Annotated in this window: 14 protein-coding genes; 13 read left to right on the top strand and 1 reads right to left on the bottom strand. The window is 50.1% G+C overall.

Translation table 11 applies throughout. From position 1 onward, the window contains the following. Positions 1-20 precede the first annotated feature (20 nt). From AWM72_RS01590 to AWM72_RS01575, 4 genes are all read left to right on the top strand, one after another. Positions 21-809 (top strand): L-threonylcarbamoyladenylate synthase, encoded by a 789-nt coding sequence (locus AWM72_RS01590; RefSeq protein ID WP_067972150.1) that lies wholly within the window; start codon positions 21-23, stop codon positions 807-809. A gap of 1,008 nt (positions 810-1,817) precedes the next feature. Beyond that, positions 1,818-2,951, top strand: a complete 1,134-nt coding sequence (locus AWM72_RS01585) for an ATP-NAD kinase family protein (RefSeq protein WP_067972147.1) — start codon at positions 1,818-1,820, stop codon at positions 2,949-2,951. Between the two features lie 216 nt (positions 2,952-3,167). After that, positions 3,168-3,728: an HD domain-containing protein gene (locus AWM72_RS01580; protein ID WP_067972145.1), complete on the top strand. Its 561-nt coding sequence runs from the start codon at positions 3,168-3,170 to the stop codon at positions 3,726-3,728. Between the two features lie 123 nt (positions 3,729-3,851). Further along, entirely contained in the window at positions 3,852-4,427 is a 576-nt protein-coding gene (locus AWM72_RS01575; protein ID WP_067972143.1) for a hypothetical protein, read from the top strand. Positions 4,428-5,449: 1,022 nt separating this feature from the next. On the opposite strand, the gene AWM72_RS01565 is transcribed toward AWM72_RS01575, so the two are convergent. Continuing rightward, the gene (locus tag AWM72_RS01565; protein ID WP_067972139.1) at positions 5,450-6,424 is read right to left on the bottom strand and encodes an asparaginase; all 975 of its coding nucleotides are present in this window, start codon (positions 6,422-6,424) and stop codon (positions 5,450-5,452) included. 234 nt (positions 6,425-6,658) lie between these two features. Between AWM72_RS01565 and AWM72_RS01560 the strand changes: the two genes are divergently transcribed. The 9 genes from AWM72_RS01560 to yqeH all read left to right on the top strand — a co-directional run bounded on the left by AWM72_RS01560 (position 6,659) and on the right by yqeH (position 18,672). Next, entirely contained in the window at positions 6,659-7,816 is a 1,158-nt protein-coding gene (locus AWM72_RS01560) for a helix-hairpin-helix domain-containing protein (RefSeq protein ID WP_067972136.1), read from the top strand. Between the two features lie 224 nt (positions 7,817-8,040). Further along, positions 8,041-9,234 carry a dicarboxylate/amino acid:cation symporter gene (locus tag AWM72_RS01555; protein ID WP_067972133.1) on the top strand — a complete coding sequence of 398 codons (1,194 nt, stop codon included), beginning with the start codon at positions 8,041-8,043 and terminating at the stop codon, positions 9,232-9,234. A 109-nt stretch (positions 9,235-9,343) separates the two neighbouring features. Next, entirely contained in the window at positions 9,344-10,699 is a 1,356-nt protein-coding gene (locus AWM72_RS01550) for a Y-family DNA polymerase (RefSeq protein WP_067972130.1), read from the top strand. Beyond that, positions 10,680-11,075: a hypothetical protein gene (locus AWM72_RS01545; RefSeq protein WP_143485101.1), complete on the top strand. Its 396-nt coding sequence runs from the start codon at positions 10,680-10,682 to the stop codon at positions 11,073-11,075. Before AWM72_RS01550 ends, AWM72_RS01545 begins: the two co-directional genes overlap by 20 nt. A 78-nt stretch (positions 11,076-11,153) precedes the next feature. Next, complete coding sequence (gene clpB / locus AWM72_RS01540; RefSeq protein WP_067972125.1) at positions 11,154-13,754, top strand: ATP-dependent chaperone ClpB; 2,601 nt, start codon at positions 11,154-11,156, stop codon at positions 13,752-13,754. A gap of 802 nt (positions 13,755-14,556) precedes the next feature. Further along, on the top strand, positions 14,557-16,032 hold the full coding sequence (locus tag AWM72_RS01535; RefSeq protein ID WP_067972122.1) for a pyruvate kinase: 1,476 nt from the start codon (positions 14,557-14,559) through the stop codon (positions 16,030-16,032). Between the two features lie 165 nt (positions 16,033-16,197). Then, positions 16,198-16,770 (top strand): histidine phosphatase family protein, encoded by a 573-nt coding sequence (locus tag AWM72_RS01530; RefSeq protein WP_067972118.1) that lies wholly within the window; start codon positions 16,198-16,200, stop codon positions 16,768-16,770. Positions 16,771-17,048: 278 nt separating this feature from the next. Beyond that, a complete protein-coding gene (locus AWM72_RS01525; protein ID WP_067972114.1) occupies positions 17,049-17,582 on the top strand; it encodes a YqeG family HAD IIIA-type phosphatase in 534 nt (177 codons plus the stop codon). Continuing rightward, positions 17,572-18,672, top strand: a complete 1,101-nt coding sequence (gene yqeH / locus AWM72_RS01520; protein ID WP_067972111.1) for a ribosome biogenesis GTPase YqeH — start codon at positions 17,572-17,574, stop codon at positions 18,670-18,672. The genes AWM72_RS01525 and yqeH overlap by 11 nt, the downstream gene beginning before the upstream one ends. The last annotated feature ends 6 nt before the right edge of the window (positions 18,673-18,678 follow it).

The following is an 18,678-nucleotide window of genomic DNA, read 5'->3' as shown; positions in this document are numbered from 1 at the left end:
TAATAGAAAGAAGGATTACTATGACAGAGACAAAGAAAGTACATTGGGATGGCCAAACAAACCAGGAAGCCGTTGATATTCTTTTAGGCCAAGGTGGGATGATTGTATCTCCAACTAAGGTGGGCTACATTATCGGGACTAGCGACAAGGAAGGCTTGGAACGTAAATTCGCAGTGAAACACCGTAAACGGAACAAACCAGGCGTTACCCTCTGCGGTTCTATGGAACAATTGAAGAGCCTAGCTAAGATGACCCCTGAAATCGAAGCCTTCTACCAACAATGCTGGGACGAAGACATCTTGATGGGCTGCATCCTCCCTTGGCAAGAAGAGGCTAAGGCTAAATACATGCCAGGAGACGGGTCTGAAGAATTAGCGACGGACGTTCGTGGCACCAGCTGCTTCGTTATCCGCTTCGGGGTACCTGGTGAACAAATCGCCCATGAACTCTGGGAACGCGAAGGCCGCCTCATGTTCGCTTCCTCTGCCAATCCTTCCGGTAAAGGGAACCGCGGTGTCGTTGAAGGCATCGGGGAAGAAATCGAAAACGAAGCCGACCTGATTATCGAAGCCGATGACTATGTCGCTTCCATCCAACCCAACAAGGACGAAAACACCCGCTACGAACAAGGGGTCATGGTCTCCTTCGTTGAAGACGAATCCGGTGAATTAGTACCTGAACAACACGGTGAACGCGACATCACCCCAGCTCCAATCTTAATCCGTAAAGGCGTCTACAACGACCGCATCCTCCAAATCCTAGCCGACCACTTCAACAGCTGGGACTACCGCCACGGACATTATTATTAAGATAGGGTGTGAGCAAAGGCGTTCAGAAAGGGATGACTGGAGGCAAAAGGGATAAGAACGGCTTTAGCCGGTCGTTCCCTTTTGCTGAAGTCACTCCCTTTCTGCCTTTGCGAACCCGACTACAAAGGGTGCGAGGGCTGGCGCTTAGCTTTCCTTCACTGGAGCAAGTCAGCAGAGCCAGTCTAAAAGACTGCGGCGGAGACTTGTGAAGTGACAGGAAAGCTGCCAGACCGAACCTGACTAGATAGGGTGCGAGACTTGGCAGTTAGACACGGATGCTTGGAGTAAGTTGGAATAAGAGCAAGCAAGGCTTGCACGTTTCCAACTTGCGAAAGCACTCCAAAGCTGCTCTTGCGAACCCGACTACACAGGGTGTGAGCAAAGGCGTTCAGAAAGGGATGACTGGAGGCAAAAGGGATAAGAACGACTTTAGCCGGTCGTTCCCTTTTGCTGAAGTCACTCCCTTTCTGCCTTTGCGAACCTGACTACAAAAGGTGTGAGGGAGCACGATTACTCTCCCCAAGCATAGACGAAGAAACTAGCAAGACACTGTTTAGCCTTGCTAGTTTTTTAATTATTGAGAGCAACATCGATTTTTAGGGATTTCTTTGCGAGCAGAGGCTTCCTTGGAGGCTTTGTGTACTCCTAGTTTTGAATAGAGGCCTTATTCAAAAGTTACTCTGCACCTAGTTCTAAATTAATCCTGTATTTGAAAGTTAAGGCCTGGCTACTTTCGAATAGAAGTGCCATTTGAAAGTTTGTGTACTTCTACTTTCAAATAGAGTTAGCATTCAAAAGCTCTACCGCTCCTACTTCCAAATTAAGCGCCTATTCGAAAGTCCATGTCCAAGGCCCTATACTCAAGAATTTTATTAGCAGGTCATTGTCCCTCAATGTCCAGACAGAAGGAAGCGGAGCGACTAGCGCCCTTATTCCAGCATTTCCCTAGCCGGCAGCCCAGGGAAATGTTATAATGAAAACGCTAACATATTTAAGAGGAGTGATGGGATGAAAACAATGGCATTATTAATTAACCCGATTGCTGGTATGGGTGGTCGGGCTGGCTTGAAGGGGACGGATGGGGCCGATATCTTGCAGCGGGCTCTAGACCTGGGCGCCCAACCGGAAGCGGAGCTCAAGGCTGGCAAGGCCCTAGACCAATTGGCGGCTGTTGATGCCCCGGTGAAAGTTCTGGTGGCTGCTGGCGCCATGGGTGAAAATGCGGTCAAGGCAGCAGGTCTCGACTATGAGGTCATCTATGAACCGAGCGGAAAGGCAGCCTTGGAGACTCAAAAGTCTGATACAGAAGCCTTCCTGGATGCCGCCAAAGCTGCCCAACCGGACCTCCTTGTCTTTGTGGGGGGCGATGGGACAGCCCGGGATGTCTGCCGGAAGATTGGTTTGGACATCCCAGCTCTCGGCGTTCCAGCAGGGGTTAAAATCTACTCCGCTGTCTATGCCAATTCCCCAGAGTCTGCCGGTCGCTTACTGGCGGAATGGGCCCAGGACAGCCCCATGGACTACCATGAAACTGAGGTCTTGGACCTGGACGAAGCTGGTTTCCGCCAGGATGAGGTGGATATTCAAGTCTTCGGTTACCTCCGCGTGCCCCAGCACAGTCAATTCATGCAGAACTTGAAATCGGCCAGTCCCCAGTCGGACGAGGCGGCCCAGGAATCTATCGCCCTGGATGTTTTGGACCATATGGATGACGACGCCATGTACTTGATTGGCTCAGGGACCTCCACCCGCCATATCATGGACGAATTGGGTCTAGATGTGACGGTCCTCGGGGTAGATATCATCAAGAACCGCCAGCTCCTCGTTAAGGATGCCAATGAGCAGGAGATCTTGGATACCATTGAAGGGGAAGAAGATGTCCGCCTGATCGTGACGCCAATGGGTGGCCAGGGCTATATCCTCGGCCGGGGCAACCAGCAGCTCTCCAAGCGGGTCCTCGCCCACATCGACAAGGATAAGCTAAGCATTGTCGCCACCCCAAGTAAGATCATGACCATCGGCACCAACCCCTTCCTCATCTACACCATGGATGACGCCATCGATGAGAAGTTCACCGGCTACTACAAGGTCACCACCGGCTACGGCCAGTACTCCATGCACAAGGTCGAAGCCATGAAGTAAAAAATACCAGTAAAAAGCCCCAGCTTTCTCCTAGGCTTGGCAAGCTTGCTTGTCGAGCTAGGGAGGGGGCTTTTTGATTTGGAATGATTTGTGGCTCAAGCGAGTAAAAATAGCATCAGCCCACCGCAAGCTCCAGAGTCTTCTCAAAGTTGAAAAGTTTGTGTTAGGATAAATAGAGAATGATGAAATCCCAAGCGCTTGTTAAGGAGGACGCCAATGAACCCAAGAGAATTACTCGATGCTTTATCAGTGGCTGCCAAGTTAAAGGACACGACCCGGCATTGTTACACAGAGGAGGGCCGGCATGAGAGTGTGGCTGAGCACTCCTGGATGATGACCCTGATGGCTTTTCTTTTGATGGAGGAATTCCCCCAGGCGGATATGCATAAGGTGATTCAAATGTGTATCATCCATGACCTGGGCGAGTGCTTCACGGGAGATATTCCGACCTTTGACAAGGGGGAAGCGGACGAGGTCAAGGAGCAGGACTTGCTGAAGAATTGGGTGAATTCTCTTCCTGATGATACCGCACAAAAAATGACGGCCCTATACCGTGAGATGGAAGAGCGCACGACGCTTGAAGCGAAGATCTATAAGGCCATCGATAGCCAGGAAGCCCTGATCCAGCATAACCTGTCCGACCTAGATACCTGGACTGACTTTGAGAAGTCCTTCAACCTGACCTATGCCGACGACAAGGTTCAGTTCTCTGACTACATGACCCAGCTCCGGGAAGAAATCCGCAAAGATACCCAGGCTAAGTTAGCGGATGAGTAAATAATGAGTTAGATAAAAAATGTCTAATATAATATAGGTTTAGGCAATATTGCTTGAAAGCGCTTGTAATTTTTGTTACTTTAAACATGTAGCTAGCCCCCTTGGACAAGAAAGGAGCACTATATGTATAAAAAGAAGTTTTTAGCCTCAACTGCAGTCGCCCTTTTACTTTCACCCATTGCTTTAAGCTCTGGCTCTAATATTGTACAAGCTTCCCAAGTTGAAGAGGAAACTGTACAAACGCAGGAGCAAACTATAGTGACTTTTACGAACCAAGACATTGTTAATTCTGCTCAAGAAGCCTATCGATCTGGTCAGATTGATAAAGAAACATATGATTATGTTTATGCGACTTTGAATCCTACTTCAAGAGCAACCACACGTGGAGAGAATAAGATCGTTGATTTAGGAAATGGCCAGTTTGATGTCTATATGAATAGCTTAGTTGTTACAACTTTAGTTGGTACGGGGGTAGCAGCTGCTGGTGCTATACTTGCACCAGTAATTGGACCGGCATTAGTAGGTATTGGAATTAGTACGACAGCTCAAAATTTCGTAGGAACTATTTTAACTTTTGTTTTAGGGAGTGTGACGGAGGATGCACTAAGTAATGGAGCCATCGTGCGTGCCCAATATATTGAAGGGGCTCCTGCTGAATATGGCCCACTGGTAAGCCCAATCAGTATTCGCTCACAATAAGAAAGGACAGGTAACATGGTTAACTGGTTCAGTATATTTATCTTTGTCCTTTCGGCTTCACTAACTTTCGCTTTTATTGAGTGGATCAAGAAGAAATATCTGTACGAAGATAAGGACCAAGACCAAGGAAGAGACGATGAGGAAAAAGACAATCATTAAATGTTAACAATGATACAAGTAGATTAAGTTTAGCTCGAAGGTCAATCAATGGATTTATCTTCGAGTTATTTTTTCTAAGTTAGGGGATTAAGAAATGATAGCTGATATCAGGTAGATATAGACAATATCACTTGCAAGCGTCTATTATTCTTGTTAACTTTGACATGTAAACATGCCACGATATCAGGCTAAGAGAGGGCTTCCCATGCTGAATAAAATCCACCAATTCTTTTACAAACTACCTGACCTTGTAAAGTTCTTTTACATTACCGTTTTAACTTCCGCTACATTAGATTATTTATTCGAAGATGGCTTAACCGTCTTTAAAGTTATTGTCATTCTGGCAATGACTATCTTTAATTGCCTGATCATATTTAAGCCAAAAGAAAAATAATTTGCTTGCCCAATAGCTAACAGTTATCTTTAGTTAATACACTAACACAATAAAATCGAAGCTTATTGTTTTGACAAATTGTGCTAGTGAGCATCCGTTCCGCTTTTAAATTTGGCCCTTGAAAAGCCATGGCACCGGCTCGAGCCAAGGTCTCTCGCCTAGCGAGCTTCAAAGGGCTAGTAAGGCTTAACGCCAACTATCCCTAATTCACATCGCTTGCTTAGTCATGGCTAAGGGCCAACTTCAAAGCTCTACTCCTGCTCAAAATAATCAGTATAGTTTTTGGATTACTAGTCATTAATACTGAGAATTAGAGAAGTTTAAATTTTAGAAAGTATAGGCTATAAAATTTATCATAGCTTTCTTTAAATATGAAAGTCCTTGTCTTCTGTTAATTAGTGCTATATTAAAGCAAAAGAAAAAGTTGAGATCCTAGCTCAAGCTAGTTTCTCAACTTTTTTCTTATCTTCTAATACCGTCCAAAGGCTTCTCGAATGGCTTGGGGGTCCTGGGTCTGGGTCAAGAGAAGGGTCAACAAGATCTTGGCCTTGCTTGGGGGGAGGCTGCCGGAGGGGATGAAGGGCATGCCCTCGTCGACACTGCTTTCGTAGACGGTTAGGCCGTTTGCCACCCGGGAGCTGCGGACCATAGGGGGGAGCTGATCTTCTTGGGACTTGATGTAGTCGCACCAGTCCTGGCTGATATTGCCGGTCCCTACCCCAGCGAGGACGATGCCGTCTGCGTGGTCCTTGAAGAAGTCCAGGATGTCTGCTGAGGCACCCACATGGTAGTAGGCGATGTCCACCCGGGGGAGCTGGTCGATGCCGCTTAGGTCGATCCGAGGACTGGGCTTGGTGGGGCGCTGGAGGAAGTAGGCCTGGTCTTCGCGCAGGTAGCCCAGGCAGCCCAGGTTCCGGCTGTCGAAGGCTTGGGGGCGGAAGTTGCTGGTCTTTTGGACATCGCGCCCAGAGTAGATGCCGTCGGAGAAGGCAACCAAGGCTCCCATGCCCACTGCTTGGTCGCTAGCGGCTAGGCAGATGGCCTGGTAGAGGTTCATGGGGCCGTCTGCACTGGCAGCCGTGGCGGGGCGCATGGCTCCGGTCAGGACGATGGGCTTGTCTGAAGGGGCGGTGAGATGGAGGAAGTAGGCCGTTTCCTCCAGGGTGTCGGTCCCATGGCTGATGACGACACCATCGACGCTTTCATCGGCCAAGACCGCTTGCACGCGCTGGCCCAGTTGGAGGAGCTGGGCATTGGACAGGGACTCGCTGGCTACCGAGAAGATCTGCTCATAGGTCAGGTCGGCTATGCCATCCAGGCTCGGTAGTCCCTCCAGCAATTGGCTGGCATCGAAGGCTCCCGCTTGGTAGGATGTGGTCTTGCCAGCCTCACCCGCCGCTGAGATAGTGCCACCGGTCCCGATAACGTGAATTCTTTTGATCATAGAAAGCTCCTTTCTGGGGTCTTTTTTCCTTAATTAAAGGCCACAGCGGTAGAAAAGTCAATAGCTGTCAGCTGAACTTGTACAAAAGGCCAGTAGATGTCAAGCTCAGCAGCCAAAACTGTCAAGATTATTGCAAATTTTGCAAGAAAAGGACAAAATGATCAAAAAGGCTTATTTTATCACTTGGACATGCTATAATGACCCTAAATGAAAGGAATAGAGGAGGACGTCTGAATGGGAGAATGGACTGTTGAAATCGAATTTTACCGCTTGCGGAAGGCGCCTGGAGATGAGGAAAAGGCCCAGTCCTTGGAGTGCCTGGAGCGGGCCTGGGCCCTGGAGATTGTGTCGGCACATGAGCGCTACCTGGACCAGGCCCTAGAGCTATGGCCGGAGAACTTAGATGCTCTGATGTTGCGCTTGGAGCGGATTCCCCTGCCTGCCCGGCTCCTCTACCTGGAGGCGCTGGCCCAGGAACACAAGGGGACTTATCTGAAGGAAGCTAGGCTCTCCTATGCCAATCTTGCTCAGCGGCCCTATCTCCGTTTGCTCCACGAGATTGGCTCGCTCTATACGGAGATGGGGCGCTATCCTTTGGCGGCTCAGCTCTATGACATCTTGCTCCGGGCAGGGATGACTGAGCGTTTTGAATTTAAGCGGGAGCTCCTGATTCTCTACTACCATATGGGGGACTGGGAAGGGATGGTCCAAGTTTACCCAGAGATAGCGGCGGACGAGATCCATGAGATCATCCTCCTACCTTGTCTTCTACTCGCTTACCGGACCGACCACTTGCTCTGGGTGGATTATTTCTGGCAGGAACTCAACCGCCTCAACTCGGACTTGGTCGACTTCTTCAGCCAGGATAACTGGCCCATCGAAGACATTGTGGACCTCGAAATGACCCCCCGCCATCTAGTCGATTACCTGACCAAGCACGACTACCAGACCCTGATCTTGGCGGCTAACCCCATCCTGCCTAGTCTCTTGTCTGATGACTACAGTTATAAGTTCTTCAAGGAAAAGGCCAAAGCCAAACCAGCTCAAAGCTTGACCTTGGCTGACCTGGAAGAGGACCAGAACTTAGCGGAAAGCCTCAATCTCTACCACCTGTATAATGCCGGGGATGATGACGGCGAGAGCTTCCGCAACCAGGCCTATTCCGCCTTTCTTTTCGAAAGGGGCGAAGCGCATGGCCAAGAAGCTGGACCAGAAGTGGCGGCTTGGTGGCTTGAACAAGTGCTCGGTGAGAAGGGCGCTGCCTTGTTGGCAGAAGCAGGCTATGCGAGCTTCCAAGCCCTGGCCCAAGCTGACGCCAATGACCTCCTCGCCATCAAGGGCATCGAATCCGGCATGATAGCCCGCCTCAGACAATGGGGACTGCCTATCTAAGGGCTCAATTGGAAAGACATGCCGCTAATCAAATAACTGAGATCCTGTTGACCGCAGGATCTTTTTGTTTTGCCGTGTCATCAAGCCCCTGTAAAGCTTAAGATCCTTTAAAATATTGTTTACTTTGCCTGGCGCTTTTGCTATGATTAGAAGACAGTGGGAAAAATTAAAAAATACTCATATTTTCCACCCCGGTGGTTTTTTTAATTATAGGAGGATTGCTTATGACAAGTGAGCAGAAAAAGAAAAAATTAGGCCTTGTGCCGCGACTGATTATTGCTATTATTTTAGGGATTATTGCCGGACAATTATCCTTTATTCCGGAATGGTTCCTGCGTGCCTTTATCACCTTCTCCGCCATCTTCTCTAGTTTCCTGAACTTCGTGATTCCTTTTATGATCATTGGTTTAGTGATCAAGGGGATTGCTGACTTGAGTGATGGGGCTGGGCGTCTGTTGGGGATTACCGCACTGACTTCCTATATTTCGACCTTGATCGCGGGGTCCATCGCCTATACCACCGCTATTACCCTCTTTCCTCACTTCATCACGGATGACTTAGTCCAGAAGCTGAATGAGGCAGGGGAGGGTCTGACCCCTATCTTTGAAATTCCCTTGGAGCCCTTCTTCGATGTGACAGGTGCTATTATTTTTGCCTTCATGATGGGGCTAGGGATTTCTTGGTTACGGCAAAAAGGCCAGGGCGAGGCCCTCTATGAAGTTTTTAGCGACTTTGGTGAAGTGATCACCCAGGTCTTAGCGACAGTGGTGATTCCCTTACTTCCTATTTATATCTTCGGGAACTTCGCCAACTTATCCTACACCGGCTCGGTCTTCACGATTCTGGGTGTCTTCTGGAAGGTCTTCATTGTGGTGATTATTCTTCACCTGCTCTATATCAGCGCTATGTTCGTGGTAGCTGGTCTCTATGCGGGTAAGAATCCGATCCAATTGATCAAGAACCAGATTCCAGGCTATATTACAGCCGTTGGGACCCAGTCATCAGCAGCAACCATTCCGGTCAATATTGAATGTGCCGAGAAGAATGGGGTGTCTGAAGATATCCGGAACTTTGTGGTGCCGCTCTGTGCGACCATCCACTTGGCCGGGTCGATGATCACCATTACTTGCTGTTCCATGACCCTCTTGCTGATGTATGATATGCCTCATCCTTTCTCGATGATGCTTGGCTTTATCATGATGCTGGGAGTCGCCATGGTCGCTGCGCCAGGAGCGCCAGGTGGAGCCATTATGTCGGCCTTGCCTTTCCTGCCAATGGTTGGGATTGTTTCAGACTCTATGCAGCAGCTGATGATTTCTCTCTATATTACCCAAGATAGTTTCGGAACAGCCGCCAATGTGTCGGGTGACAATGCCATTGCGGTCTTCATCGATAAGTTACACCAAGACAAGAAGTAAAATACTTTCCCACTGAAGAGCTCGATTTTGCCGGGCTCTTTTTTAATTGCATTTACAGAACATGTGTTCTATAATAGATGGGAACACATGTTCTGTAGGAGGGAGTATTATGGAAGTTCATGATGATTATGTTTTTGACTATGACAAGGAACCGCGCCGGGAGATTCTCTGCATTGACTGCAAGTCCTTTTATGCTTCTGTGGAGGCGGTAGACCGCGGCTTAGATCCTTTAACCGCTAAGTTAGTCGTGATGTCTTATCCAGCAGATGGCCCTAGGCAAAGAGCTTCGGGCTTGATCCTAGCCTCGTCACCAGCTGCCAAGCAAGCCTATGGGATTTCCAATGTGTCCCGGGCCGGGGACCTGCCCTATCCTTATCCCGATGACCTCTATATTGTGCCCCCGCGCATGCGCTATTATATGGAGAAAAACCAGGAGATTAACCAGATCTATCGGTCTTTTGTGGCGGCGGAGGACCATGCTGTCTACAGCATCGATGAGAGCTTTCTGGATATCAGTGCTTCCATGCGCCTCTTTAAGCAGGCGACAGCGGGTGATTTTGCAGCTATGGTCCAGCGGGCGGTCTATGAAGGAACCGGCATCTATGTGACGGTCGGTATCGGGGACAATCCTTTATTAGCCAAGCTGGCCTTGGATAATGCGGCTAAACATCAGAAAAATATGCGGGCGGAGTGGCGCTATGAAGATGTGCCCCAGACTCTCTGGCAAATGGACGGCCTGACGGACTTTTGGGGGATCGGTAAGCGGATGGCCCGCAAGCTCCAGGCCCTGGGCATCCAGTCCATTTACGACCTAGCCCACAGCAATCCCTATCTGCTCCGCGATAAATTTGGTCGGCTAGGCGAGCAGCTCTATGCCCACAGCTGGGGGATCGACCGGTCTTTTATCGAACCCCTCAAGCCGCCGGAGACTAAGAGCCTGGGTAACCATCAAATCTTGCCCCGCGATTATGACCAGGCTGGCGAGATCCTGACTGTGGTCAAGGAGATGGGTGAGCAGCTGGCCACGCGTTTGCGCCGGGAGGGCTATAAGGCGCAGGGCCTGACCTTGGTCCTGGGCTATTCCAAGGGCTACTGTTCGCCGGATGGGAAGACCTTTCGCCGGGCTTCGGGTCGACTCTTGGCCAGCCAGCGCCGGTCTGAGCTTCTTCCCGTCCTCGAGCGCTTATTTGCTCAAATTTACCAGGGGCAAGTGGTTCGAAATATCGGCGTTTCGGCCTTTGACCTGGAGGAAGCGGGCTGTGAGCAGCTGTCCCTCTTCGCCGCTGATCCCAAGACGGATGCTCTGGAAGCAGTCATCGATAAGATCCGTCAGAAGTATGGCTTTAAGAGCCTGGTCCCCGCTACCTCGCTATGTTCCGGTGCCCGCGCTATCGCACGGTCCCAGCTCGTGGGCGGACATGCAGGGGGCATGGCGGGGATCGAGGATGTGGCAACTGATGGCTAGGAGGGGCAAGCACTTTACCGATTATAATGCCTACCACGACCGCGGCTTTCACTTGAAGTGGCGGACGGCCTTTGCCTTAGATGAACTGGTCCAGAGCATTGAAGGCAATATCAAAGAAGACCAAAAAGACAATGTTAAAGAAGCTCAAATGTCTGCTCAAGCGATTAGTCAAGTCCTCTACCAGGCTTATGTTTACCGGCGCCCGGTTGAATTCCAGCTCAACCGCTATGACCGGCTGGGACGCATCTGGGACAAGCGCCAGGCTTATTTTAAGGGCTTCTGGGATGCTAGGGGGCTTTGGCTGGATGGGGACTTTTACCCCTGGGAAGACCTCCGCCACATCCGCCTCCTGCCTTATCAGAAATGGTCAAAATAAAGGTCAAAAAATGTCAATTAAAAGGTTGACCTTTCCTGACCAATAGGCTATAATAAAAGTATGCAAAGGAGTGATAAGATGAATAATATGGAAATGACAACGGCCATGCAAGAAGCCTTAGCTAATGCCCAACAGATTGCTAAGGTCCGCCAACACCAAGAGATTACCGTTGCACATTTATTCAAAGCCATGGTAGAGCCAGGCAACTTCGCATACAATTTCTATCAACGTTTAAACATCGATATGAATGCTTTAGAAGCTGAATTAGACCGTGAACTCGATAAAATTGCAAGTGTCAAAGGGGACAATGTCCAATATGGTCAAGCCATTTCAAGAGGCCTCGCCGAATTGATTCAAAAGGCTCAAGAGCTTGCCAGCGAAAGAGGGGATGACTACCTCTCAACAGAAGTCGTCCTCTATGCGATCTTTGACTTGACTTATTTAGAGCTCAGTCAGTGGCTCAACCGCGTATCCAGTAAAGAGGCTGCCCAAGCCTTGATCGATGACTTAAGAAAGGGTGATCGTGTGACTTCCAAGAATGCAGAAGAAAACTACGAAGCATTAGAAAAATATGGGGCCGACCTGACCCAACTTGCCCGGGAAGGGAAGATGGATCCAATCATTGGTCGGAACGAAGAAATCCGTGATGTGATTCGGATTCTCTCGCGTAAAACCAAGAATAATCCTGTCCTAATCGGGGAACCAGGGGTCGGGAAGACCGCCATTATTGAAGGCCTCGCCCAAAGAATTGTCAAAGGGGACGTCCCTAGCAACTTAAAAGATAAGAAACTGATCTCCCTCGATATGGGGGCGTTGATTGCAGGAGCCAAGTATCGGGGTGAATTCGAAGAACGGCTGAAGGCTGTTTTAAATGATGTGAAAGCTTCTGATGGAGAAATTATCCTCTTCATCGATGAAATCCACATGATTGTTGGGGCTGGGAAGACAGAAGGCTCTATGGATGCCGGCAACTTGCTGAAGCCTATGTTAGCCCGGGGTGAATTGCACTGCATCGGAGCCACGACCCTGGACGAATACCGGGAATACATGGAAACCGATAAGGCCCTGGAACGCCGCTTCCAAAGAGTCTTGGTTAAGGAACCAACTGTGGAAGATACTATCTCCATCCTGCGTGGCTTGAGCGAAAGTTTTGAAAACCACCACCATGTCAAGGTCCACGACCAAGCCTTAGTGGCAGCAGCCCAGTTATCGGACCGCTACATTACCGACCGCTACCTGCCAGACAAGGCCATTGACCTGGTCGACGAAGCCTGTGCTGAGATCCGGGTTGAGATGAATTCAATCCCAACTGAATTGGATATGCAACGCCGCCGTCTCCTCCAATTAGAGATTGAAGAAGAAGCCCTCAAGGAAGAAGAGGATGACTTTTCTAAGCAAAGATTGGCTGAACTCCAGGAAGAATTGGCTGAAGTTCGGGAAAAAACCAACCAGTTAACCATGGAATGGGAAAACGAAAAAGAAGGGCTCAAGAAGATCCAAGACAAACGTCAAGAATTGGATGATGCCAAGCGGCAATTAGAAATCGCCCAACAAAATTATGACCTGGAAAAGGCAGCTACCCTCCAACACGGGACCATCCCAGCCTTAGAAAAAGAACTGAGCCAGATGGAAGCTGACTATGCTGAGGACATGGAAGGCCGGTCCAGCCTAGTCCAAGAAGCCGTCACGGAAGAACAAATTTCTGAAGTGGTTTCTCGTCAAACCGGCATCCCTGTGTCGAAATTGGCTGAAAGTGAACGGCAAAAACTCCTCGACCTAGATGGCCGCCTCCACCAACGCGTGATTGGTCAAGATGAAGCCGTGGATACCGTCAGCAACGCTGTTCTCCGCTCACGGGCCGGCATTCAAGATCCTGACCGCCCACTCGGTTCCTTCCTCTTCCTAGGACCAACTGGGGTCGGGAAGACCGAACTGGCCAAGGCCTTGGCTGAACAAATGTTTGACAGCGAAGACAACATTGTCCGCATCGACATGAGTGAATACATGGAAAAAGCTAATGTCTCCCGCTTAGTCGGTGCCGCACCAGGCTATATCGGTTACGAAGAAGGGGGCCAATTAACCGAAGCTGTCCGCCGCCACCCTTACTCTGTCGTTCTTTTAGACGAAATCGAAAAGGCCCATCCGGATGTTTACAACATCCTCTTACAAATTCTAGATGATGGCCGCTTGACTGATGGTCAAGGTCGGACCGTCGACTTCAAGAACACCATTATCATCATGACCTCTAACCTGGGATCCGACATCCTGCTAGAAGATAGCGAATCAGGCCATGATGAAATTTCTGAAGAAGCTCGTGATCAAGTCAAAGACCGCCTCCACAGCTACTTTAAACCTGAATTCTTGAACCGGATTGATGACATTATCTTCTTCAGTCCACTGTCTAAAGACAATATGACTGGCATTGTGGCTAAGCTCTTGGAACAACTCAACCAACGCTTAGCTGATCAAAACATCCACCTCGACTACAGCCAAGAGGTCTTACAATGGATTGCTGATGAAGCCTATGAACCTCAATTCGGGGCTCGTCCACTGCGTCGTTTCATCACCAACCATATCGAAACCCCACTGGCCCGGGCAATTATTGCCGGCGATATCCAATCGGGTCAAGCCGTGCAAATTAAAGAAAAAGACGACCAAGTTAGCTTTGAAGTCGAATAAGCTTAATGGTGCTAGGGAGCATTCGTTCCGCTTTTGAATTTGGTCGTTAAAAAGCCATGGCATCGGTTCGGGCCAAGGTCCCTCACCTAGCGAGCTTCAAAGGGCTAGTACGGCTAGCGCCTACTATCCCTAATTCACACCGCTTGCTAGGTCATGGCTAACGACCAACTTCAACGCTCCACTACTGCTCATAGCTGGGATGGCTTAACTAGTTGTTAGTAAATCATTAGCTTTAAATATTAAAAGCTGTAACCTGCGATAAGAGAGCGTGGCAGAAGTCAATAGTGACTTTTGCCACGCTCTTTTATTTATCTTTCCTCTGTGGCCTTGAATTTGTTGTGTCAACCTACACTCAGAGGGACTGATTGAGCCTTGGGTGCTAGTGATCCACACTTAGGGCTTTTGTTTGAGTGTTAGGTGGTATCAACCCACACTGAGGCCCTCTATTTGAATGTTGGTTCTTGCCAAGCCACACTTCAGAGCTCTTTTTGTGTGTTAAATACTAGCAAGCCACACTCATAGCCTTGGATTAAAAGTTGGAGACTTATCAAAGATTAAGTGACCTTTCTATACACCCTACTCGCGCTCCCTCACACCCTGTAGTCGGGTTCGCAGTTGCAGACTTGAAGTGACTTCACCCAATCGGAACGATCGGCTAGAGCCGCTCTTTTCCGCTTGGGCTCCAGTCATTCAAGTCTGGACGCAACTGCTCACACCCTAAGAGTATATTCTTTTTGTTTTCTTTGGGATACTGGTAAGATAGGGTTAAAGGAATGTCTTATAATTAAGAGAGGTGGTTTCTATGGAGAAGCAGTCTTTAGTTGAAGTAGTCAGACAATTGCGAAAAGAGATTCAGGAGGAGGGACAGGCTCTCTATGCGAGTTGGGAGCCTCAGACTATCCGGGAAGATTTTCGTTCGAGTGCTAAAAATCTGGCGGCCTATGCGGTGATGCGGCGGAGGGACCTGCGCGAGCTTCAGGATCGTCTGGATAGACTCGGTTACCAGGGTTTTCGAGGGATTGAGGCCAATGTACTCGCGGGCCTCGACCACTTAGTCCAGGTCATCCAGGGGGAGCCGGTGGGCAACGAGGAGGCGCGCTGGGCTGAAATGGACCAAGCCAAGGCCCGCACCTTCCAGGTTTTTGGCCTAGAAGCTGGTAAGCGGGCCCAGAACCTGGTGACCTTGCCCACGGAGGCTGGTCGCGATCCCCATTATGTTAATGATTTAAGCCAGGCGGGCATGGACCTGGCCCGGATTAATTGTGCCCATGATCAGGCTAAGACCTGGCAGGCTATGGCCAAAAATATCCAAGCGGCTGGCAAAGCCAAGGGCCGCCAGCATCCCATCTACTGTGACTTAGCAGGGCCCAAAGTCCGCATCGAAGCCCTCTATACCGAGCAGCAGAATCCCCGGGTCTTTACAGCTGATACTTTCTTCATTAGCCATGTCAAGCCCTTGGAAGATTTCCAAGACCAAAACTTGGTGCTCTACACTCCTCAGCAAGACCTGATCCAATCTCTAGAAGTGGGGGACCCGGTGGTGATGTATGATGGCGACCTCCTCGCCCATGTGACCTCCCAGCACGAGGAGGGAGTTGTGGTTGAAGTCGACCGAGTGCGCAAGACCAAGGGGCAGAAGATTAAGGCGACCAAGGGGATGAACTTTCCCGGTCGAGATAGCCAGCTGCCCATTCTCACGCCTGCTGACTGCCAAGCCATGGAAGCAGTCAAGGATTTTACCCGGGGTTATAACTTTTCTTTTGTCCGCCAAGTGGAAGATATTGTAGCGATTAAGGCCCAGCTCGCTGAAGTCTACGGGGAAGATACGAGCCAACATCCGCCATTCTTTATCAAAATTGAAACCCAGTCGATCCTCGAAAATCTTTTCCAAGTCTTAGTGGAGGCTAACCGTAACCACTATGCGGGTCTGATGATTGCCCGGGGCGACTTGGCGGCTGAATTGGGCTTCTTGCGCTTGGCCAGTGTCCAAGAAGACCTGGTCGCGATCGCCCGAGCCGCCCGGATTCCGGTGATTTGGGCCACTCAAGTGATGGAGAATATGGTCAAGACTGGCATCCCCACCCGGGCTGAGATGGCCGATGTCATGTTGGCTGGCCGCTGTGACCTGGTCATGCTCAATAAGGGCGGCCACATCCAGGAAGGCATCCAACTCCTCAACCAGGTCCTAGACCAGTCGCGCTACTATATGCCAACCAGTCCCTCCCCCTTGCGTCCACTAGATTTAGATCCTGACAAAAAAGATGCCACTAGCTTTTAACTCACGAGTTTTACAAAAAAATTAGCCCTGGTGTCATTTCAAAAAATGATGGCCCAGGGCTAAAGGCTTTTGTCAGAGTCTTGGTTCTGCCTCTCGTCCTTTTTACTTGCGGGCTTGCCCGTGCTATACTAGGGGAGAAAAAAGGAAATGAAGAGGCGGTAAAGGATGAAAACTCTATATTTAATGCGACACGGCCAGACCCAATACAATGTGGAAGGCCGGATCCAGGGCTGGTGCGATTCGCCCCTAACAGAAACAGGACGCGACCAGGCCAGCCGGGTGAATGACTACCTCCAAGCAGAGGGGCTAGAAGACTGGGCCTATGTGGCAAGCTCTGACTTAAAACGAGCCCAGGACACCCTGACCCTAGCGCAGAGCCCCAGAGAAGATTTCCACTTGCTATCGGGGCTAAGAGAAGCTTGCTTCGGCCAATACGAGAAGCAGTCCCGCGACCACCTGCCCCGGGAAGACTTCAACCGCAAGATCAAGGCAGCGGGTGGGGAGACCATCCCTGAAGTCCAAGAGCGGCTGGTGCGCACCTGCACCTATATCATGGAACAAATTGAAGAAGGTGAGAAGGCCTTTGCGGTTGCTCATGGCCGTTGTATCCGCCTCTTTGCGGATTACTGGCAGGCCAAACAAGGGAAAGAAGCGGTCGGCGAAATCGCCAACTGCTCACTTTTGGTCTTTAACTACGACGGCCAAGCCTTCCAACTCAAAGAAATCATCGTCCCCTAGGGTGTGAGCAAGAGCGTTTAGACTTGAATGATTGGAGCCCAAACGGAAAAGAGCGGCTTTAGCCGATCGTTCCGATTGGGTGAAATCACTTCAAGTCTGCTCTTGCGAACCCGACTAGGGTGTGAGAGGATGCGGGAGAAAGGGAGCTCTGGAGCAAAAGACTAGAGAAGGCTGGCAGTTACATTGATAGGATGCTCGATCTGCTTAGGGTCCAATCGGCTTTTGTCACAGTCTTGGCTATGGTATACTTAGGCTAAGAAATAAACGGAGGACAAGCCATGTTAAAAAAATTCCAACCGACCTGGATGTTGGATACGATTCTACAGATTAGCCCGGACCAGGCCCGAAAGCACCAGATCAAGGCCATCATTACGGACTTAGATAATACACTCATACCTTGGAATTCCGCCCAGGTTCCGGAATACTTGAAACAGTGGGCGGAGGAGATGACCAGTTCGGGCATTGAGATCTTGATTTTGTCCAATAATAACGGCCTCCGTGTTGCCGATGTGGCCAAGCAGTTGGGGGTCCGCTATCTGGCTCCAGCCTACAAGCCGCGCTCGTCGGGTTACCTGGCAGCCCTCAAGACATTGGATATGACCAAGGAAGAGGTGGCCTTTGTGGGTGACCAGCTCCTGACCGATGTCTTTGGTGCCAACCGGGTGGGCATTCGTACCATCCTGGTCAAGCCCGTCGTTAAGACAGATGGCATGTGGACCCGGGTCAACCGCGGTGTTGAAAAACCGTTGAAATTTTTACTAGATAAATTCCATAAGAATTGGGAATGGAGGAATCAATTAGATGACAGATGAGTCATTGAAATGTATCGGATGCGGCGCTAGCATACAGACAGTTGATAAGAACCAGCGAGGCTATACGCCCAAGTCCGCCTATGAGGCTGGGCTTGAGACTGGTGAACTGTACTGCCAGCGCTGTTTTAAATTGCGCCACTACAATGAATTGCAGGGGGTGACCATGAGCCACGATGACTTCCTGGCTATCCTCAATGGGATTAGCGACGAGGATGCCTTGGTGGTGAATGTGGTGGATATTTTTGATATCTCGGGCAGCCTGATCCCTGGCCTCAAGCGCTTTGTGGGGGACAACGACCTCTTATTGGTGGCCAATAAGCTGGACCTGCTGCCTAGCTCCATCAAGGAAAGCCGCTTGACCCACTGGGTGAAAAAATACGCCCGGTCCCAGGGGCTAGTGGTGGAGGAGGTGCTCTTAACCAGCGCCCAAACTCAGCACCATGTGGATGACTTATTGGAAGAGATCGAGCGCCTGCGCAAGGGCCGCAATGTCTATGTGGTCGGTGTCAGCAATGTCGGCAAGTCAACCTTGATTAACAGTATCCTCAAGGCGACAGGGATTGCGGGTGACCTCATCACGACCAGCGTTTTCCCGGGAACGACTTTGGACTTGGTGGAAATTCCCTTCGATGAATCCTCTTATCTCATCGATACCCCGGGGATTATGGAAGACGGCCAGCTCACTTCCCAGCTGTCTGCTGAAGGGCTCAAGCAAGTCATGCCCAGGAAACGAGTTAAGGCCCGGACCTATCAAGTCAACCCTGAGCAGAGCTTCTTTATCGGAGGCTTGGTCCAGGTTGACTACCTGGCAGGGGACCGTAATAGTTTCACCTTCTACCTGAGCAATGCGCTGAAGATCCACCGCCGCAAGTTGGAAGGGGCTGAAGCCTTCTACCTTGACCATGTGGGGGAACTGTTGACCCCTACGATTGAGGGAGCTGGCGACCGGGTCCGGCGCGAGTTCCAGCTCAAGGCCGGTCAGGATTTGGTGATCTCAGGCCTGGGTTGGTTAACCGTAGCAGAGGATGCCAAGCTAGCCATTTACAGTCCTAAGGGGATCGATGTCCTCGTGCGGGAAGCCCTCATTTAAATTAAG

The organism is Aerococcus sanguinicola, from assembly GCF_001543145.1.
GTDB classification, from domain to species: Bacteria; Bacillota; Bacilli; order Lactobacillales; family Aerococcaceae; genus Aerococcus; species Aerococcus sanguinicola.
Note: the sequence above shows the minus strand (reverse complement) of the source record. Positions and strands in the feature narration are given on the sequence as shown.